This window comes from Paracoccus sp. TRP (genome assembly GCF_000185925.1).
Classification (GTDB): Bacteria; Pseudomonadota; Alphaproteobacteria; order Rhodobacterales; family Rhodobacteraceae; genus Paracoccus; species Paracoccus kondratievae.
Map to the genome: position 1 here is coordinate 1 of NZ_AEPN01000029.1, position 18,653 is coordinate 18,653.

17 protein-coding genes and 1 other RNA gene are annotated in these 18,653 nt (G+C 63.9%); 12 read left to right on the plus strand and 6 right to left on the minus strand.

Annotation, left to right across the window (positions count from 1 at the left end; all coding sequences use genetic code 11):
• Positions 1-184: 184 nt before the first annotated feature.
• The 6 genes from ssrA to PARACOCCUSGL_RS0114490 form a co-directional block, all read right to left on the minus strand.
• Positions 185-537, minus strand: a transfer-messenger RNA (tmRNA) gene (gene ssrA / locus PARACOCCUSGL_RS21555).
• A 340-nt stretch (positions 538-877) separates the two neighbouring features.
• Positions 878-1,930, minus strand: a complete 1,053-nt coding sequence (locus PARACOCCUSGL_RS0114470) for an ABC transporter substrate-binding protein (RefSeq protein WP_010397961.1) — start codon at positions 1,928-1,930, stop codon at positions 878-880.
• Between the two features lie 72 nt (positions 1,931-2,002).
• Positions 2,003-2,947, minus strand: coding sequence for a YgcG family protein (locus PARACOCCUSGL_RS0114475; protein ID WP_010397963.1), 945 nt, complete (start codon positions 2,945-2,947; stop codon positions 2,003-2,005).
• Between the two features lie 11 nt (positions 2,948-2,958).
• Positions 2,959-3,864, minus strand: coding sequence for a polyphosphate kinase 2 (gene ppk2, locus PARACOCCUSGL_RS0114480; RefSeq protein ID WP_010397965.1), 906 nt, complete (start codon positions 3,862-3,864; stop codon positions 2,959-2,961).
• A 4-nt stretch (positions 3,865-3,868) separates the two neighbouring features.
• Positions 3,869-4,795: a homoserine O-succinyltransferase gene (gene metA / locus PARACOCCUSGL_RS0114485; protein WP_010397967.1), complete on the minus strand. Its 927-nt coding sequence runs from the start codon at positions 4,793-4,795 to the stop codon at positions 3,869-3,871.
• A complete protein-coding gene (locus PARACOCCUSGL_RS0114490) occupies positions 4,776-5,672 on the minus strand; it encodes a hypothetical protein (protein ID WP_010397969.1) in 897 nt (298 codons plus the stop codon). The genes metA and PARACOCCUSGL_RS0114490 overlap by 20 nt, the downstream gene beginning before the upstream one ends.
• Before the next feature lie 263 nt (positions 5,673-5,935).
• Between PARACOCCUSGL_RS0114490 and PARACOCCUSGL_RS0114495 the strand changes: the two genes are divergently transcribed.
• The 12 genes from PARACOCCUSGL_RS0114495 to PARACOCCUSGL_RS0114555 all read left to right on the plus strand — a co-directional run bounded on the left by PARACOCCUSGL_RS0114495 (position 5,936) and on the right by PARACOCCUSGL_RS0114555 (position 18,649).
• On the plus strand, positions 5,936-7,105 hold the full coding sequence (locus PARACOCCUSGL_RS0114495) for a putative peptidoglycan glycosyltransferase FtsW (RefSeq protein WP_010397972.1): 1,170 nt from the start codon (positions 5,936-5,938) through the stop codon (positions 7,103-7,105).
• Positions 7,102-8,208, plus strand: a complete 1,107-nt coding sequence (murG, locus tag PARACOCCUSGL_RS0114500; protein ID WP_029372338.1) for an undecaprenyldiphospho-muramoylpentapeptide beta-N-acetylglucosaminyltransferase — start codon at positions 7,102-7,104, stop codon at positions 8,206-8,208. The genes PARACOCCUSGL_RS0114495 and murG overlap by 4 nt, the downstream gene beginning before the upstream one ends.
• Positions 8,205-9,632, plus strand: coding sequence for a UDP-N-acetylmuramate--L-alanine ligase (murC, locus tag PARACOCCUSGL_RS0114505; RefSeq protein WP_010397977.1), 1,428 nt, complete (start codon positions 8,205-8,207; stop codon positions 9,630-9,632). Before murG ends, murC begins: the two co-directional genes overlap by 4 nt.
• Positions 9,629-9,904, plus strand: coding sequence for a DUF2484 family protein (locus PARACOCCUSGL_RS0114510; protein WP_010397979.1), 276 nt, complete (start codon positions 9,629-9,631; stop codon positions 9,902-9,904). Before murC ends, PARACOCCUSGL_RS0114510 begins: the two co-directional genes overlap by 4 nt.
• Entirely contained in the window at positions 9,876-10,280 is a 405-nt protein-coding gene (locus tag PARACOCCUSGL_RS0114515; RefSeq protein ID WP_227493514.1) for a hypothetical protein, read from the plus strand. Before PARACOCCUSGL_RS0114510 ends, PARACOCCUSGL_RS0114515 begins: the two co-directional genes overlap by 29 nt.
• 54 nt (positions 10,281-10,334) lie before the next feature.
• The gene (murB, locus tag PARACOCCUSGL_RS0114520; RefSeq protein ID WP_010397982.1) at positions 10,335-11,255 is read left to right on the plus strand and encodes a UDP-N-acetylmuramate dehydrogenase; all 921 of its coding nucleotides are present in this window, start codon (positions 10,335-10,337) and stop codon (positions 11,253-11,255) included.
• Positions 11,256-11,360: 105 nt separating this feature from the next.
• Positions 11,361-12,296: a D-alanine--D-alanine ligase gene (locus PARACOCCUSGL_RS0114525; protein WP_050804199.1), complete on the plus strand. Its 936-nt coding sequence runs from the start codon at positions 11,361-11,363 to the stop codon at positions 12,294-12,296.
• A complete protein-coding gene (locus PARACOCCUSGL_RS0114530) occupies positions 12,284-13,300 on the plus strand; it encodes a cell division protein FtsQ/DivIB (RefSeq protein ID WP_010397986.1) in 1,017 nt (338 codons plus the stop codon). Before PARACOCCUSGL_RS0114525 ends, PARACOCCUSGL_RS0114530 begins: the two co-directional genes overlap by 13 nt.
• A gap of 22 nt (positions 13,301-13,322) precedes the next feature.
• Positions 13,323-14,657, plus strand: coding sequence for a cell division protein FtsA (gene ftsA, locus PARACOCCUSGL_RS0114535; protein WP_010397988.1), 1,335 nt, complete (start codon positions 13,323-13,325; stop codon positions 14,655-14,657).
• A 220-nt stretch (positions 14,658-14,877) separates the two neighbouring features.
• Positions 14,878-16,491, plus strand: a complete 1,614-nt coding sequence (ftsZ, locus tag PARACOCCUSGL_RS0114540; RefSeq protein WP_010397991.1) for a cell division protein FtsZ — start codon at positions 14,878-14,880, stop codon at positions 16,489-16,491.
• A 236-nt stretch (positions 16,492-16,727) separates the two neighbouring features.
• Entirely contained in the window at positions 16,728-17,666 is a 939-nt protein-coding gene (lpxC, locus tag PARACOCCUSGL_RS0114545; protein WP_010397993.1) for a UDP-3-O-acyl-N-acetylglucosamine deacetylase, read from the plus strand.
• Positions 17,667-17,806: 140 nt separating this feature from the next.
• Positions 17,807-18,649: an outer membrane protein assembly factor BamD gene (locus PARACOCCUSGL_RS0114555; protein ID WP_010397995.1), complete on the plus strand. Its 843-nt coding sequence runs from the start codon at positions 17,807-17,809 to the stop codon at positions 18,647-18,649.
• Positions 18,650-18,653 lie beyond the last annotated feature (4 nt).

The window sequence follows — 18,653 nt, forward strand, 5'->3', positions numbered from 1 at the left end:
CGGGTCACGTCTCGACGGAAATCAACATGTCGGCGGAAATGGTCCAGCGGTACTGCCGTCACGAGGACACGAAGGCCGACGCTCACACCATTCTGAGGGATTATCGTGAACGCAAACGGTAAAACTTCGCAAAACTGGACAGCAGAAGCCCAAGGAAAACAGCGCCGCATGAGGGGAATAATAAAGTGCAGGATTCTGTTGCCAGGCTCCTGCGGGCCCCGCCTTACGCTGCTAGGCGCAAGGGCTTAAGTTTCGGTTACCCGAGCTGCTTACGCAGCCAGAGCGACCGGAGCACGGTTGTCGTTGGCAACTGTACTTTTTGCACCGATAACGGTGGTAGCTCACCGAGACAAAGCAACAGCTTTAGACGTTCGTCGATCCTGTTTCGGCCCCAGATGCCCCCAACGAGGGTTTTTGGTGGAGCCGCCGGGTACCGCCCCCGGGTCCGATCCGCTTATTACCTGCGCGTTTATGCCCATAGCCCGGGCGAACCCGAGCAGGCGGAATATAGGCGCGGCCCAGCAGACACGCAAGGGAGCGGATGTCAGGGAGATGGGGCCGACCGCCGCTGCATACCTGACTGGCCGGTCATTACCGCATAGGGAGGAACACGTGCCGGTGAGTTCCGTGCTGAGGAAATCGACCGTCGTCCACACGGGCACCCATCTGTGGCGTGATCCCGCTCACATCGTCCGGGATCCCATCCCGCGTTTACGTCGAACGTGTGGGTGATGCGCGCGGCCAGGATGCGCTGACCGGTCTATCGCCACGCGTGCGGGGAACATTCTGCAAAATCACCGCTTGGGCGGCGGTTATTTGGCTTGTTCCCGCGCGGTAGCTGATGCGCCCTGCCGGGGCAGAGCGCATCAGGCGGCGATCAGAAGCCGGCCTTGATTTTTTCGAACTCTTGCAGCTGACGCTCGCGCTGCTGGGGATCGTTCGGGGTTTGCGAAAGAATCGGGGCGTCGACGGGCGAAAGCCCCTCTTGCACCGCAGGCTCGTCCTTGATCGTCTCCATGGCGACGTTGGAGGTGTGGCCATAGCCGATCGTGTCAAGCAGGCCCTTGCCTGCCTCGGGTGCCAGCCAAGCGTTGATAAAGTCATAGGCCTTGTCTTCCTTGCCCGGCCCGTTCTTGAGGTTGATGAACCCGCAGAAGAAGGTCGAGCTGCCTTCTTTGGCCGCACGCTGGAAACCGACCGGGAAGCCGTCGTTTTCCAGCAGAACCACCGCGTCGTTCCAGGACCAGGCCACATCTACCGCGCCCGATGCCATCAGCTGTGCCTGTTCGGCCGGATCGGCCCAATAGGCGGCGACGTTCTGATGGGCCTGACGCAGCCAGTCGGCGGCCGCCTTGAACTGTTCATCCGTCACCTGCGTCCAATCCGTGGTGCCGGTGGCGAGATAGGCCAGCGCCCAGGTATCGTCGGCCGAATCGGGCAGCGAGGTGCGGCCCTGATATTTCGGGTCGATAAAGACGTTCAGGCTGGCGACATCCTCGGCCGGGACGGTGTCCTTGTTATAGGCGATGGCGGTCGCACCCCAGTCGGTCGGGATGTACCAGACGCCCTGATCGTCCTTGAAGATCGGAGAATTCAGGAACTTCGCGTCGATGGTCTCGAACGCAGGGATCTTCGAGACGTCCCAGGGCTCGATCAGGCCGGCATCACGGTATTTCGACACCATCTGCGAGCAGGGGTGGGCGACATCCGCCTTGAAGCCGGACGAGAGCTTTTGATAGGCCTCGTCATCATCGCCGTAAAAGGCGAAGGTCGGGCTGTCGCCATGCTGGTCGATATAGCCCTGAAAGATCACCGGCTCTTCGAACCCGGCCCAGTCAAAGACCGTCAGTTCAGGATCGGCGGCCCATGCAGCGGTCAGGCTGGAACTGGCCAGCGCAAGGGCAAGGGCGGGGAAGCGGAGAGGTTTCATGTCGGAGCTTTCCTTGAGGCACTCTGGCTTGACGCTAGCCGCCTCACGCCAAGCTCGCAAGCATGACAGAGCCTACCAGCGGCCCGAGGCCCCGCCACCGCGCGATGAGCCGCCGCCAAAGCCCGGGGACCCGCCCGAGTGGCTGCGATAGCCCGGTGTCCGCTCGCTGCGCAGCACGGTGCCGGTCGGTCCATACCAGACGGTCTGCGGGCGCAGACGCTCACGGCTTTCGGACCAGCCGCAGGCCGGGCACCGCCGCGTCACGGTTTCATGCGAGACCATATGCCCGCCTTCCGGCAGCGGGGTCTCAAGGGGGGTGGCCTGTGTCTCCAGTCCACGCCGGCGGCATTGCGGGCAGCGATTGCGCCGCCATGCCTGCCGCGCAATGCCGCCAAGGATCACAAGCCACGCCCCGCCGAACAACAGTGGCACGATGCGGTCGACAATGCTTGTTTTCGGGGCGCGGACCGGCTGTCCTGCCGCTGTCGGTCGGGCGATCAGGTCGATTGCTGCCAAGGTGCCTTCGCGGATGCCGCGCGACATTTGCCCGTCACGAAAGGCAGGCAGCATGGTGTTGCGCATGATTTCCTGGGCAAGGATGTCGGCGTCGTTTTCATAGCCGCGTCCCAGCTCGATCCGCGCTTCGCGGTTTTCAGACAGCACCAGCACCATGAAGCCGTCGTTGCGGGTCGCGTCGCCGACGCCCCAATGGTTGAAAAGCCGGGTGGCAAAGGCTTCAAGCCCGTCCGTGCCGCCGTAGCGGGCGCGGTCAGGCAGGGTGACGACCGTGCCCTCGACCCCGGTTTGATCGCGCAGGGCGGTCAGCGCCCCATCAAGCGCCCGGGCATCTTCGGGTGTCAAAAGCCCGGCAAAGTCGTTGATCTGCGGGTCCTGCCAGTCAGGCAGCGTTTGCGCCCCGGCGGGTGTCAGCATCGCAAGCCAGAGGGCCGCCATCATCCATGCTGCCACCAGAAAAAGGCGCGGCCTGCGTTCGGGGGTAAGCGTCCGATCCGGCATCCGCGCGCCCCTCATTCCGGCAGGATCTCGGGTCCGCCGGTGATCTGCGGGTCGGGCTGGCCAATCAGTCGATCGTCACGGCCCCTGAACTCGACCGACCGCAGGATGGTCTGGATTGCGGCAATCCGGGCGCGGCGTTTGTCATCGGCGCGGATTACCGTCCAGGGCGCGATGCCTGAGTGACTGCGCAGCAGCGTGTCGCGGATCGCCGCGCTGTAATCGTCCCATTTCGCCAGCCCGTCGACGTCAATCGAGCTGAGCTTCCATTGCTTCAGCGGATCACGCTCGCGCGCCAGGAAACGGCGCAGCTGCTCGGCCCGGCCAACCTCGAGCCACAGTTTGACCAGGATAACCCCGTCATCGACCAGCATGTTTTCAAACAGCGGCAGTTGGCGAAAGAAGGTCTCACGTTGCGCATTCGAGCTGAAGCCAAAGACTTTTTCGACCACACCGCGGTTGTACCAGCTGCGGTCGAAAAGCGCGATCTCGCCCCGGGCGGGCAGCCAATCGACATAGCGCTGGAAATACCACTCATCCGCCTCGCGCTCGTTGGGTTTCGGCAGCGCGACGATATAGGCTGAGCGCGGGTTTAGGTTCTCGCGCACGCGCTCGATCGTGCCGCCCTTGCCGGCAGCGTCGCGCCCCTCGAACAGCACGATCATGCGCTTGCCCTCGCGGATGACGTCATGCATCAGCCGCACGAGCTGCAATTGCAGCCCGGCCATCTGTTCATCATAGTCCTTGCCCTTCATTTCCTCGGGGTAAGGATATGATGGGTCAAGCACCTGTTTGTCCTTGCCTGCCGCGATGGCCTTGCGCAGCGCGGCGGGGGCGTCCTTTTCCAGATAGCGCGTGATGGCGCCGACGAAAGGCAGGTCCGGCAGATTGTCATTTGCGTCTTTGCCGTTCCGTGTCATGGGATCATGCCTCGCCGATGCGGTTCAGGTCAAAATAGGTCGTCTGATAGATCTCGTTGATCCAGTTACCGTAAAGCAGATGCGCATGGCTGCGCCAGCGGTTCATCGGTGCCTGCGACGGGTCGTCGTCGGGGTAGTAATTCACCGGCACGTCGATCGGCTTGCCTGCCGCGACGTCGCGGTCGTATTCGTCCTTCAGCGTCGTGCTGTCATATTCAAAGTGGTTAAAGACATAGAGCGCGCGATGCGCCGCATCCTCGATCAGGCAGGGCCCGACCTGATCTGATGCGATCAGCGTCTTTAGCCCCGACCTTGCATCGACGTCGGCCTGGCTTACCTCGGTCCAGCGGCTGACAGGGACCAGCACATCATCGGAAAAGCCCCGCAGATAGGGGCTGGCCGGCGCAAGGTTGCGGTGGCGGAAACAGCCAAAGGCCTTTTCCTGCAATATGTGTTTCGGCAGCCGGTTAAAGTGCCATGCCATCGCCATGCCGCCCCAGCAGACGCCAAAGGTCGAATGCACATGGGTCTGGGTCCAGTCAAAGACCCGCTTCAACTCATCCCAATAGGTGACTTCTTCAAAGGGCAGGTGCTCGACCGGCGCGCCAGTGATGATCAAGCCATCGAATTTTTCGCCCGTCGCCTCGACCTCGCAAAAGCGGCGGTAGAAGGCTGCCATGTGATCAGCGGCGGTGTTGCGGCTTTCATGATCCGACATGCGGATCAACTGAAAGTCGATCTGCAACGGCGTCGCGCCGATCAGCCGGGCGAACTGGTTCTCGGTCTGGATCTTTTTCGGCATCAGGTTCAGCAGCCCGATGCGCAGGGGCCGGATATCCTGGGTCGCGGCCCGGCCCGGCGACATGACCATGACGCCTTCGTTCGACAGGATGTCAAAGGCAGGCAGGTCATTAGGCAGGGTGATGGGCATCATGCGTCCTTTCAGTCGGTGACTGTCTTTCGATCGCCTGGCCGATCAGGGCGATCAGATCCTCCGGGGTTTTTACGGTCGCGACCTCTTCGGCCAGCAGCGTCACGCCGCGCCGGGCCATGGCCTCGTAACGGGGCTGGCGATGCGCAAGCGCCCGGGCATAGGTCCAGCGGATAAAGTCGTCGGGGTTGACCTGATCCTCGCGCAGGCCCTTTTCGACCCGGTAATCGGTCCAGGCGCGGTCAAGGAACGCGGGCTGGTAATACATCGGTTTCGGCGCGCGGTCGAAGCGGCGCACCAGTTCCTCGGTATGCGCGTCCGAACCCTTGATCCAGATCAGCAGTAACTCCCGTTCCAGCGCATCAAGCACCGGGTCGCCATCAGCGAACGGCTCCACCACTTCGCAGACCGAGCCGCCAGAGTCGCAAACGAAATGCTCAAGCCCGTAGATTTCTTCGGCACGGCGGATGAAATGCCCGGTGTCCAGCAATGCCGCGATCTCGGCGGTGCGGTGCTGGGCCTGGCGGCGCATGTATTCTTCGAACTCAAGTCCGCCGCGGGTGACGCTGCCCGGTTTGCCCAGATAGGTCGACAGCGGCGCAAGGTTCTCGAAGGTGATGTTCGAGGCGATATAGACCGAATCCGACAGCAGCAATTCGCGCAGAAAGGGGACCTTCATCGCCTCGCGCTTGAAGTTGTCGGCAATAAGCTCGCCCATGTAGCGGGTGCCGATGCGGTAATCGACCGAATAGTGGAACCAGTCACCCGAGGCGCGCAGCATCGAGGCAAGGAAAGTCTTGCCCAGACCCGACATGCCAAAGAACAGCACGCGCTTTTTCGGGGCGGCCAGCCATTCGGCTTTGGTCTGGTACAGCATGGGCCTTCCTTTTGCTGGGCTTGGCGATAGTTAGTCCCCCAAGGGGCCGAGGAAAAGGGGGCCGTGCAAGCTGGCCCTGATCCTGCGGCGGGGGTGCCGCACAGACCTGCGGCCTGTCACCTGCTGGCGGGCTCAGCGCGATGTGATCCGCCCCTGTCGCCGCGTCAGTGAATCCGCAGTAGCGTCGGACGGCCAATCGCGCTATGCTTTCAGTCAGACCCGGCAAACGGGCGATCAATTCGAGGCAGTGACGGCGGTATCCCATGACCGAGATGGTCTTTGGCACCACGCCCGTGCGGGCTGGTGATCCGATTCTTCCCCGATGGTGGCGCACGGTGGACCGATGGTCCCTGGCCTGCGTGCTGGGGCTATTTGCGGTGGGGCTTCTTTTGGGGCTGGCGGCTTCGGTGCCGCTTGCCGAAAAGAACGGCCTGCCGCAATTCTATTACGTCAGCCGTCAGGCGGTCTTTGGTGCCATGGCGCTGGGGGTGATGTTGGTCGTCTCGACCTTTTCGCCCCGGCAGGTGCGTCGGCTTGGGGTCCTGTGCTTTGCCGTTGCAATGGCGGCGATCCTGCTTTTGCCCTTTATCGGCACAGACTTCGGCAAGGGCGCGGTGCGCTGGCTGCGGCTGCCGGGTGGCATGTCGGTGCAGCCGTCCGAGTTTCTGAAGCCCTGCTTTGTCGCCATCTGCGCATGGTTCATGGCAGCAAGCCAGGAGGTCGGAGGTCCGCCCGGCCGTGCCTATTCGGCGGTGCTGGCAGGCGTGGTCGTGGTGCTGCTTGCGCTGCAGCCTGACTTTGGTCAGGCCTCGCTGGTGCTCTTTTCGTGGTGCGTGATGTATTTCATCGCCGGCGCGCCGCTTTATCTGCTTTTCGGCGTGCTTGGCATGGCGATGATGGGGGGCGTCTTTGCCTATGGCGCCTCTGATCACTTTGCCCGCCGGATCAACGGCTTTCTTGCTGCCGAGGTCGATCCGCGCACCCAGCTGGGCTATGCGACCAACGCCATTCAGGAGGGCGGCTTTTTTGGCGTTGGCGTGGGCGAAGGCTCGGTCAAATGGTCGCTGCCGGACGCGCATACCGACTTTATCATCGCCGTCGCGGCCGAGGAATATGGCCTGATCCTGGTGCTGATCATCATTGCGCTATACGCGACCATCGTTATCCGTTCGCTTCTGCGCCTGCAGAATGAACGCGACCCCTTTGCCCGTATCGCCGGGACGGGACTTGCCTGTGCCTTTGGCGTGCAGGCGCTGATCAACATGGGGGTTGCGGTGCGGCTGCTGCCTGCCAAGGGCATGACGCTGCCCTTTATCAGCTATGGCGGCAGTTCGGTCATCGCTTCGGGGATTGCGGCGGGGATGCTGCTTGCGCTGACCCGCACCCGTCCTCAGGGTCGCATTGGCGACGTGCTGGGCCGAGGTCGGGGATGAGCGCCGTACAGACTCAAGGCCAGCCGCTCTGCCTGATTGCAGCAGGCGGTACCGGAGGCCATATGTTTCCCGCTCAGGCGCTGGCCGAGGTCCTGCTGGAACGCGGCTGGAGGGTAAAGCTGTCCACCGATGAACGCGGCGCGCGTTATGCCGGGGCCTTTCCGCAAGAGGTCGTGCGCGAGGTCGTCAGCTCGGCCACCACCGCACGTGGCGGGGCGCTGGCCAAGCTGGCCGTGCCGTTCCGCATTGGGGCGGGGGTCCTTGCCGCTATCCGCGCGCTGCGTGCCGACCGGCCCGCCGTGGTCGTAGGCTTTGGCGGCTATCCGACCATTCCGGCCATGTCGGCGGCGCTGGCGCTGCGGATCCCGCGCATGGTTCATGAACAGAACGGCATCATGGGGCGCGTCAACGCAGCTTTTGCCCGCCGCGTTGATCGCGTCGCCTGCGGCACCTGGCCGACCCGGTTGCCATCCGGGGTGAAGGGCCTCCATACCGGCAACCCGGTGCGACAGGCGGTGCTGGATCAGGCGGGGGCTGCCTATACGCCTGCCTCCGAAGAGGGGGCGCTGAACCTTCTGGTCATTGGCGGCAGTCAGGGCGCGCGCGTGCTTTCCGACACCGTGCCCGCTGCCGTCGCCGGCCTGCCTGATGCGATGCGCGCCCGGCTGTCGGTCAGCCATCAGGCCCGCGCCGAGGATGTCGAGCGCGTGACCGCTGCCTATCTAGCCGCCGGCATTCCCGCCGAGGTGCGCCCGTTTTTCGAGGACGTGCCGCAACGGCTTGCCTCGTGCCAGTTGGTGATCAGCCGAGCCGGCGCCTCGTCGATTGCGGATATCACTGTGATCGGCCGTCCGGCCATCCTGATCCCTTATGCCGCCGCCACCGGGGACCACCAAAGCGCCAATGCCCGTGCGCTGGCGGATTCGGGCGCGGCGATCCTTTTGCCCGAATCCGTGCTTGACGCCGAAAGCCTCAGGCGCGACATGCGGGATATCCTTTCCGACAGCGCCCGCGCCACCGGCATGGCAGCGGCGGCGCTTTCGCTGGGTCGCCCGGATGCGGCGCAGCGCCTTGCAGATCTAGTGACGGAACTGACCCGATGAACGCAGCGACCAAACTTCCCGGCGAACTGGGCCCCATCCACTTTATCGGCATCGGCGGCATCGGCATGTCTGGTATCGCCGAAGTGCTGATGACGCTGGGCTATACGGTTCAGGGGTCGGATGCGAAACGCTCAAGGATCACCGACCGGCTTGAGGCCCTTGGCGCCACCGTTTTTGAAGGGCAGAGAGCCGAGAATATTGGCGATGCGGGCGTCGTCGTCATCTCGACCGCGATCAAGAAGGGCAACCCCGAACTGGAAGAGGCGCGCCGCCGCGGTCTGCCCGTCGTGCGCCGGGCCGAGATGCTGGCCGAACTGATGCGGCTGAAATCCAACGTCGCCATTGCCGGGACCCATGGCAAGACCACGACGACGACCATGGTGGCGACCCTGCTGGACGCCGGCGGTTTTGACCCGACCGTCATCAACGGCGGCGTGATCCACGCCTATGGTTCGAACGCCCGTGCCGGGGCTGGCGAATGGATGGTGGTCGAGGCTGATGAATCGGATGGCTCGTTCAACCGTCTGCCCGCGACCATCGCCATCGTCACCAATATCGACCCCGAGCATATGGAGCATTGGGGCAGCTTTGACGCGCTGCGCAAGGGCTTTCAGGATTTCGTCTCGAACATTCCCTTTTATGGCCTTGCCGTCTGCTGCACCGATCACCCCGAGGTGCAGGCGCTGGTCGGCCGGTTGACGGACCGCCGCGTTGTCACCTTTGGCTTTAACGCTCAGGCCGATGTGCGGGCGATGAACCTGCGCTATGAGGACGGAGTAGCACATTTCGATATCGCTCTGCAGGCCGAGGCCGATCTGAATGGCGGCGATGTCCCGGTGATCGAGGGCTGCACCCTGCCGATGCCGGGCGATCATAACGTCTCGAATGCGCTTGCGGCCGTGGCGGTCGCCCGCCATCTGGGCATGAAGCGTGCCCAGATCCGCGAGGCGCTGGCCCGGTTCGGAGGCGTTGGCCGCCGCTTTACCCGCGTTGGCGTGGTGAACGGGGTCACGATCATTGATGATTATGGCCATCATCCGGTCGAAATCGCGGCGGTGCTCAAGGCCGCGCGGCAGGCGACCAAGGGACGCGTCATCGCAGTGCACCAGCCGCATCGCTATTCGCGGCTGTCGAGCCTGTTTGACGATTTCTGCACCTGCTTCAACGAGGCCGACGTCGTTGGCATTGCCGAGGTCTATGCCGCGGGCGAGGACCCGATCCCCGGTGCCTCTCGCGATGATCTGGTTGCGGGGTTGATTGCCCATGGCCATCGCCATGCCCGGGCTGTGATCGACGAAACCGATCTGGCGCGGCTGGTCCCCGAACAGGCGCGGCCCGGCGATATGGTGGTCTGCCTTGGGGCGGGCACTATTTCGGCCTGGGCGAATAATCTGCCCGAACTTCTGGCGGAGAAAGCGGCGTGATCGCCCTTGCAAGCCATCCTGCCACAGCGGCGCTTGCTGCTGTCCTTTGGGGCGTGATGGCCTGTCTCTTGCCCTTTGTGCGGCTGCGCTGGCGCTATTCGGCCTTTTGGACGCTGGTTCTTTGCGGGGTGCCGGTGCTGGGCTGGCTGACCTATCTGTGCGGGCCGGGTTTTGGCGTGCTGTTCTTTGCACTTGGCCTGTCCCTGCTTGTCTGGCCGCCGTTTGACCCCCGGCGTCGGCGCCGTGCGCTGGTCCAGCGCGGTCTGCGCTGAGCGCGAGGCTATGGGAGAGGTCTGGCTGATCGTCGCCGGGGTCGTGGTGCTGACCGGCATCATTGGCGCATTGCGGGTTGCCGCCCGGACCGGAGGCAAGCTTGCGATCGACTTTGCCTTGCTGCTTGGCTCGGCCCTGTTGTGCTACATGATCGGCGCAAGCAAGACCGGCGGTCATTTGCCCGGCCTTGCGGGCATGCTGATGAGTCTGCTGATGCTGATCGCGGCAGGTGGGCTGCTGCTGGGGGCAGGGGTGCGCTGGCTCTTTGACGGGATCGCCCGGTCAGCGCCGAAACGCCCACCCGTCGGCAGCTGGGACATCTGGCTGTTGCTGGTCCTGTCGACCCTGGCGGTGGGTTTCAGTATCGCTGAGTGACTGCTTTCCCCTGGCTGCATTGACGGCATCCGCAACGCTGATTAACGAACCGACATGACCCAGACGCTTCCTTCGCCGCGCGGCGCACTGACCCCGAACCGAGTTCTTGCCGATCTGACCTGGCTGCGCGTCGGGGGCCCTGCCGATTGGCTGTTCCAGCCCGCGGATGAGGCCGATCTGGCCGATTTCCTGGGTGATCTCGATCCCGAGTTGCCGGTTTTCCCGATGGGCGTCGGATCGAACCTGATCGTGCGCGACGGCGGTATTCGTGGTGTGGTGATCCGGCTGGGACGTGGCTTCAACGCCATTTCATGCCAGGACGGGACTGTTACCGCCGGGGCAGCCGCGCTTGACGCCCATGTCGCGCGCCGCGCGGCCGAGGCGGGGCTGGACCTGACCTTTCTGCGGACCATTCCCGGCAGTATTGGCGGTGCGGTGCGGATGAATGCGGGCTGTTATGGTTCTTATGTCGCAGATCACCTGATCTCGGTCCGTGCCGTCGCCCGTGACGGCAGTCTGCACGAAATCCCGGCCGCGGATCTGCGCCTGGCCTATCGCCATTCGGAAATTCCCGAAGGCTGGGTGATCACCGAGGCCCGCTTTCGCGCCGGGCAGGGTGACCCGCAGGCACTCGCGGCCCGGATGGATGAGCAGCTTGCCCGTCGTGACGCAAGCCAGCCCACGCGCGACCGCAGTGCTGGCTCGACCTTCCGCAATCCGGCAGGCTATTCCTCGACCGGCCGTGCCGATGACAGCCATGAATTGAAGGCATGGCGCCTGATCGACGAGGCGGGCTTGCGCGGCCACCGCCTGGGCGGTGCGCAAATGTCTGAAAAGCACCCCAATTTCCTGCTGAATGCCGATGGCGCCACGGCCGCCGACCTTGAGGCGCTAGGCGAGCTGGTGCGCCGGAAGGTGCGCGAGACGAGCGGCCATCAACTGGAATGGGAAGTCATTCGTATTGGTGAGCCGTAACTTGCCTGCCTGTCCCGAAATATCGCGCCCGATGCGAAAAGGGACTTTTGTGATTCGGCCATAACAGCTATCCTCACCGAACAAATACCCGGATCAACCGGGGACATGAGGCGGAAATTGGCGGGCAGGTCGAGCAGGACAGCCCCGAAAGTCGTGGTCCTGATGGGCGGCCCCTCGGCAGAGCGCGAGGTGTCACTGTCCTCTGGGCGTGAATGCGCGAAGGCGCTGCGGCAGGCGGGCTTTGAAGTCGTGGAACTGGATGCGGGCAGGGATCTGCCCGCGCGTCTGGCCGAGTATGCGCCTGACGTGGTCTTTAACGCGCTGCACGGCCGCTGGGGCGAGGATGGCTGCGTTCAGGGCCTGCTAGAGTGGCTGGGCTATCGCTATACGCATTCGGGCGTGCTGGCCTCGGCGCTGGCCATGGATAAAAGCCGCGCCAAACAGGTGCTGCGCCTTGCCGGGCTGCCGGTCATGGATAGCGTGATCGCCTTGGCCGATGAGGTGCGCACCCGTCATGTCATGGCCCCGCCCTATGTGGTTAAACCGAATGACGAGGGCTCTTCGGTCGGCGTGTATATCGTGCACGAGGCCGCGAACGGTCCGCCACAGCTCTCGGACCAGATGCCCGCGCGGGTGATGGTGGAAACCTATGCCCCGGGCCGGGAACTGACCGTCGCTGTGCTGAGCGACCGTGCGCTTGGCGTCACCGAGATCGTGACCAGAGGCTGGTATGATTATGATGCCAAATACAAGCCCGGCGGTTCGACCCATGTGATCCCGGCTGATATCCCGGCCGAAATCGCCGCCGCCTGCCGCGACTATGCCGTCCGCGCGCATCAGGCGCTTGGCTGCCGGGGGCTTACCCGGACGGATTTCCGCTGGGACGAAAGCCGCGGGCTGGACGGGCTGATCATCCTTGAGGTGAATACCCAGCCCGGCATGACGCCCACCTCTCTGGCCCCGGAACAGGCGGCCCATACTGGTATGGACTTTCCCGCGCTTTGCCGCTGGATCGTCGAGGAGGCGCTGTGCAGGGCCTGAATCCCTTTCACCGTGGGCATGGTGACGGTGGCCGTCCGGCCCCGGTGCGGCACGTTCCTGCGCGTCCTGCCCCGGCGCTGAACCGCGCACCGCGTCGCGATCCTGCGCCTTCGCGCCTTGCCTATCGCCTGAACCGGATGATGCTGCGTCCGCTGGTGCGGCGGCTTGTCCATATCGGCCTGCCGGCCTTTCTGGCGGCAATGGTCGCGGGGCTGTGGCTTTCCGATGAAACGCGCCGCGCCAATCTGACCGGTGGTATCAACGCCATCGTTGATCGCATCCAGCACCGCGAGGAGTTCATGGTCAAGATGATGACCATCGAAGGGGCCTCGCCGGTCGTGGACAAGGGCTTGCGCGCCATGTTGCCGGTCGATCTGCCGGCCTCCAGCTTTGACATCGACCTTGAAAAGCTGCGCGAGCGGGTGCTGAAGCTTGACGCGGTCGAGGCGGTTGATCTGCGCATCAAGCCGGGCGGGGTGCTGTCGGCGGTGGTGACCGAACGGGTGCCGGTGGTGCTGTGGCGCCATGCGCGGGGGATCGAGCTGCTTGACAAGACCGGGCATCGCGTTGCCTCGGTCACCTCGCGTGAGGTGCGGGGCGATCTGCCGATCATCGCGGGTGAGGGCGCAGACCTTGCCGCCCCCGAGGCGCTGGCCCTGATCGACGCGGCCGGGCCGATCCTGCCCCGTCTGCGCGGGCTGGAACGTATTGGAGAGCGGCGCTGGGACTTGGTTCTGGATCGCGGCCAGCGCATCAAGCTGCCCGAAGACAAGGCCCTGCAGGCGCTTGAGCGTGCCATTGCGCTGGACCGCGCCCAGGACATGTTTGAACGCGACATCGCGGTGATCGATCTGCGGCAGGAGGCACGGCCGGTGGTGCGGCTGGGGCTTGAGGCCCAGAACGCCATTCGCCGCGCGCGCGGCCAACCCGAGATCGGGCCTGACGGCAAACCGGTCGAAGCCGCCGGAGAATCCGGTGGAAAGAGCACGAAAAAGAGCGGCTAACAGCTTGGAGAGGCAGGAAGATATGAAGGATCTGTATCAGGGCCAGCGGGCAATGCGAAACATGCGCCGCCAGGCGATGCAGCGCGGCGTCATCGCGGTTCTGGATATCGGGACCTCGAAAATCGCCTGTCTTGTCCTGCAATTCGACGGTCCAAGTCAGTTCCGCGAAACCGATGGCGTCGGCCCTATGGCCGGTCAGTCGAATTTCCGGGTTATCGGTACCGCCACCACCCGTTCGCGCGGGATGCGCTATGGCGAGATCGAGACCATGGCCGAGACGGAACGCGCCATCCGCACGGTGATCCAGTCGGCGCAAAAGGTCGCCGGAACCCGGGTAGATCACGTCATCGCCTGTATCTCGGGCGCGCGTCCGGCAAGCTATGGGCTGGCGGGCGAAATCACGCTGCCTTCGGGCAAGGTCACCGAAACCGACGTGGCGCGGGTGCTGGCCTCATGCGACGTGCCCGATTTCGGGCGCGGGCGAGAGGTGCTGCACGCCCAGCCGGTGAACTTTGCCATCGACGGGCGTTCTGGTCTGTCGGACCCGCGCGACCAGTCGGGCAGCCGCCTGGCCTGCGACATGCATGTGCTGACCATCGACGGTGATGCTGCCGGGAACCTCGTCCATTGTATCCGGCGCTGCGACATGGAGCTGGCGGGCGTGGCCTCGGCCTCTTACGCCGCAGGGCTTGCTGCGCTGGTCGAGGATGAGCAGGAACTGGGCGCGGCCTGTATCGATCTGGGCGGCGGTACCACCGGCGTGTCGGTGTTCATTAAAAAGCACATGATATTTGCCGATGCGGTGCGCTTTGGCGGCGATCTGATCACCCAGGACATCGCCAAGGGTCTGCGCGTCAGCTACGCCGTGGCCGAGCGGCTGAAGACCCTGCATGGCGGGCTTGAGGCCACCGGCCGTGATGACCGCGAAATGATCGAACTGGGCGGTTCGACCGGGGACTGGGATACCGACCGCCGCAGCGTCAGCCGTGCCGATCTGATCGGCATCATGCGCCCCCGCGTCGAAGAGATCCTTGAGAAAGTGGGTGAGATCCTTGAGGCAGCGGGGTTTGATTGCATGCCCGCGCGTCAGATCGTCCTGACCGGCGGGTCAAGCCAGATCCCGGGGCTGGACGTCCTTGCCTCGCGCATTCTGGGACAGAATGTCCGTATCGGCCGGCCGCTGCGCATTCAGGGCCTGCCGCATAACGCGACCGCGCCGGGCTTTTCCTCGGCCATCGGGCTGGCGCTGCTGACGGCCCATCCGCAGGATGAATGGTGGGATTTCGACATGCCCGCCGAACATTATCCGGCGCGCAGTCTGCGCCGGGCCTATCGCTGGTTCCGCAACAACTGGTGATCAGGCAGAACCCGGATGCGGTGGTGTGGGCGGGCGTCCCCACCACATGCTGGAGTTTGGGCAAGATACCGCCGAGAACCCCGGCGATTACCGCCATATTTGGTATGCGACCTGTGTTTTTCGGGTGACGCTCGGAGAGAATCTGGCTAGGCTGAGAGCCATAGGGGATTCGACCGGACTGCGCAGATGTCCGGCGCAACAGATGTAAGGCAGGCGAGACATGGAACGGCAGATCCACCTGATGCTGAATGATGACCAGGAACTGAAGCCGCGCATTACCGTCTTCGGCGTCGGGGGCGCGGGCGGAAACGCAGTCAACAACATGATCGAAAAGCAGCTTGAGGGCGTCGAATTCGTCGTGGCGAATACCGATGCGCAGGCGCTGCAGCAGTCCAAGGCTGAAAGCCGCATCCAGCTGGGCCCGAAAGTGACCGAAGGTCTGGGCGCGGGCGCCAAGCCGACCATCGGTGCCAAGGCGGCCGAAGAAACGATCGAGGACATCGTCGATCACCTCATGGGTGCGCATATGTGCTTTATCACCGCCGGTATGGGCGGTGGCACCGGCACCGGCGCTGCCCCGATCATCGCTCAGGCCGCGCGTGAGATGGGCATCCTGACCGTCGGCGTTGTGACCAAGCCCTTCCAGTTCGAGGGCACCAAGCGGATGCGCCAGGCCGAGGAAGGGGTCGAACAGCTGCAGAAAGTTGTCGACACGCTGATCATCATTCCCAACCAGAACCTGTTCCGTCTGGCGAATGAAAAGACCACCTTCACCGAAGCCTTCGCCATGGCTGACGACGTGCTTTATCAGGGCGTCAAAGGCGTGACCGACCTGATGGTGCGTCCGGGCCTGATCAACCTCGACTTCGCCGACGTGCGCGCGGTGATGGACGAGATGGGCAAGGCGATGATGGGCACCGGCGAGGCCTCGGGCGAGAACCGCGCCGTTCAGGCCGCCGAGAAAGCCATCGCCAACCCGCTGCTGGACGAAATCAGCCTCAACGGCGCCAAGGGTGTGCTTATCAACATCACCGGTGGCTATGACCTCACCCTGTTCGAAATGGACGAGGCGGCCGAGAAGATCCGCGAGAAAGTCGATGCCGATGCCAATATCATCGTCGGTTCGACCCTCGACCCCCAGATGGAAGGTTCGATCCGCGTTTCGGTCGTGGCGACCGGCATCGACGCTTCGGTGGCCGAAATCCCGGCCCCGCGCCGTGGTATGCGCGAGCCGCTGACCCAGACCCCTTCGGTCACGCAGAAAGCGGTCGAAGAAGATATCCCGGTTCCCCCGCGCCGTACCGCTCCGGTCGCCGAATCGACCCTGCACCAGCCTGTTGCGCGCCCTCAGCCCACCGCGCCTGCCGCGCAGCACGAAGACGACGACATGCCGCGCCCGGCCTATCAGCCGGAACTGCGCCAGACCCCCGCTGCGCCTCAGGCCGGCGATGTTCTGAACGGTGACGCTGGCGGTTTTGTCGCGCCGACCCGCCGCCCGCAGGCCCCGGCCGGTACCCCGTCGGACGAGGTGATGCAGCGTCTTGCGCGCGCCGTGCAAAAGGCGCCTGAGCGTCAGGCCGCCCAGCAGGCGGCCGCCGAGCAGCCGCGTGGTCAGGGCCGCATGGCCGGTCTCAGCCGGATGCTTGAGCGCATCTCGGGTCATACCGAACAGGCGGAAAAGCCCGCGCCCTCGACCATCGCCGAACGTGTCAGTGAGCGTGTGGCTGCGCGGAATCGCAGCGGTTTTGATGCTGGGTTCGATGATCTGGCCAGCCCGGATCGTTCGGACGACAATGTTGAAATTCCCGCGTTCCTGCGCCGTCAGGCCAATTGAGCAGATCACAAAATTTCTGTGGCAGAATCATGGGGGACCGCTTCGGCGGTCCTTTTTATTTGCAAAATCAATGGTCTGCCCGGGTCTTGAGGCTATGTTACAGTCCGGGGGAGTGATTGTTTCACGCCGTTACAAAACGTTAATTGAGCAATCTGCAGGGCGTGCCTAACTCAATCTGGCGGCCGTGGGGAGATTCTCCCGGCGCGGGTCGTCAACAGAGAACGGCGGGGAAGAACATGCAGATCACCATTGCTCAGAAAGCGCAGTTCCGTGGCGTCGGGCTGCATTCCGGTGCAGCCGTGCGGCTGGTGATCCTGCCTGCGCCGGTGGATCATGGCATTGTGTTCGTGCGTACCGATCTGGACGGCGCCCGCATTCCTGCCCGTTGGGACCATGTGACGCCCTCGCAGCTTTGCACCCTGCTCGACAATGGCGAGGGGGCGACAGTCTCGACGGTCGAGCATGTGATGGCGGCGCTGACCGGGACCGGAATCAACAACGCTGTGGTCGAGGTGAACGGACCCGAGGTGCCGATTCTGGACGGTTCCTCCGCACCCTTCGTGCGTGGCATTCTTGAGGCGGGTCTGCGGCAGCAGAACGCCCCGCTGCGCGCCATTCGCGTACTGCGCGAGGTCGAGGTTCAGCAGGGTGAGGCTTATGCACGCCTGTCTCCTGCCGATCACCTTGAGATCCATTTCGACATCGACTTTGTCGATGCGGCCATCGGCCATCAGGAAAAGCGACTCGACATGGCCAACGGCACCTTCGTGCATGAGCTCATGGACAGCCGCACCTTTTGCCGCAAGGCAGACGTGGTGAAGATGCAGGAAAGCGGTCTGGCGCTTGGCGGTACCTATCTGAACGCCGTGGTTTTTGATGGCGACAAGGTGCTGTCGCCGGGTGGGCTGCGCCACCGGGACGAGGCTGTACGCCACAAGATGCTGGATGCGGTCGGCGATCTTGCGCTGGCCGGGGCGCCGCTGCTGGCGCGCTACACAGGCCACCGCGCGGGCCATGCCATGACCAACCGGCTGCTGCGGGTCCTGTTTGCCCAGCCGGATGCCTGGGAATGGGTGACGCTGACCCCGACGATGGAAAGCCGGCTGCCCGGTGCAGGGGTGCTGGCCTCGGCTCAGCGAATCGCTGCTGCTACCCGTCAGCTGGCCGTCGCCTGAAGGTGATGGCCGGCTTCAGCCTGCATCGCTGTTTTTCCGGTTTTGGCATTTTGCGCAACCAGATTTTCTGTGCTAGGACGACCAGGCTGCACGGGCTGTTTCCTGATGCGGCGGCATGAATTTCTGACGGGCAGGGTAGAATGACAGGCATCAGATCGGGTTCCTTGGTCGCGGCTGTGCTGTCGTTGGGCCTTCTGGCAGGATGCGCGGGCGGGGGCGGCAAAGAACCCGAATCGTTCGAGAACTTCACTGCCGAAGAAATCTACAAGCGCGGCGAGTACGAGCTTGAGAATTCGCGCAAGCCCAAGGATGCGGTGAAGTATTTCTCTGAGGTCGAGCGGCTTTACCCTTATTCCGAATGGGCCAAGCGTGCGCTGATCATGCAGGCCTATTCCTACCACCGTGCCCGCCAATACGAAGAGGCGCGGGGCGCGGCCCAGCGGTTCATCGACACCTATCCGGGCGATGAGGACGCAGCCTATGCGAAATACCTGCTGGCGCTGTCCTATTACGACCAGATAGACGAGATCGGCCGCGACCAGGGCCTGACCTTTCAGGCGCTGCAGGCGCTGCGCGAGGTGATCGAGCAATATCCCGATACGGAATATGCGCGTTCCTCGATCCTCAAGTTCGACCTGGCCTTTGACCATCTCGCCGCCAAAGAGATGGAGATTGGTCGCTACTACCTCAAGCGCGGCCATTACACCGCTGCGATCAACCGGTTCCGCGTGGTGGTCGAGGACTTCCAGACCACCTCGCACACGCCCGAGGCGCTGATGCGGTTGGTCGAGGCCTATCTGGCGCTGGGTCTGAACGATCAGGCTCAGACGGCGGGGGCGATTCTCGGCCATAACTTCCGCTCCTCGCCCTTCTATGCCGATGCTTATGCGCAGCTGCGCGGTCGCGGCCTGTCGCCCGAGGCGCGTGGCGACAGCTGGCTGACGCGTGTCTATCGGCAGGTCATTCAGGGCAAGTGGCTGTAAGCGG

Bases quoted from the DNA above. Each gene is read 5' to 3' on its own strand.
- PARACOCCUSGL_RS0114470 (WP_010397961.1), bottom strand. From the start codon at position 1,930: ATGAAACCTCTCCGCTTCCCCGCCCTTGCCCTTGCGCTGGCCAGTTCC.
- PARACOCCUSGL_RS0114475 (WP_010397963.1), bottom strand. From the start codon at position 2,947: ATGCCGGATCGGACGCTTACCCCCGAACGCAGGCCGCGCCTTTTTCTG.
- ppk2 (WP_010397965.1), bottom strand. From the start codon at position 3,864: ATGACACGGAACGGCAAAGACGCAAATGACAATCTGCCGGACCTGCCT.
- metA (WP_010397967.1), bottom strand. From the start codon at position 4,795: ATGCCCATCACCCTGCCTAATGACCTGCCTGCCTTTGACATCCTGTCG.
- PARACOCCUSGL_RS0114490 (WP_010397969.1), bottom strand. From the start codon at position 5,672: ATGCTGTACCAGACCAAAGCCGAATGGCTGGCCGCCCCGAAAAAGCGC.
- PARACOCCUSGL_RS0114495 (WP_010397972.1), top strand. From the start codon at position 5,936: ATGACCGAGATGGTCTTTGGCACCACGCCCGTGCGGGCTGGTGATCCG.
- murG (WP_029372338.1), top strand. From the start codon at position 7,102: ATGAGCGCCGTACAGACTCAAGGCCAGCCGCTCTGCCTGATTGCAGCA.
- murC (WP_010397977.1), top strand. From the start codon at position 8,205: ATGAACGCAGCGACCAAACTTCCCGGCGAACTGGGCCCCATCCACTTT.
- murB (WP_010397982.1), top strand. From the start codon at position 10,335: ATGACCCAGACGCTTCCTTCGCCGCGCGGCGCACTGACCCCGAACCGA.
- PARACOCCUSGL_RS0114525 (WP_050804199.1), top strand. From the start codon at position 11,361: ATGAGGCGGAAATTGGCGGGCAGGTCGAGCAGGACAGCCCCGAAAGTC.
- ftsA (WP_010397988.1), top strand. From the start codon at position 13,323: ATGAAGGATCTGTATCAGGGCCAGCGGGCAATGCGAAACATGCGCCGC.
- ftsZ (WP_010397991.1), top strand. From the start codon at position 14,878: ATGGAACGGCAGATCCACCTGATGCTGAATGATGACCAGGAACTGAAG.
- lpxC (WP_010397993.1), top strand. From the start codon at position 16,728: ATGCAGATCACCATTGCTCAGAAAGCGCAGTTCCGTGGCGTCGGGCTG.
- PARACOCCUSGL_RS0114555 (WP_010397995.1), top strand. From the start codon at position 17,807: ATGACAGGCATCAGATCGGGTTCCTTGGTCGCGGCTGTGCTGTCGTTG.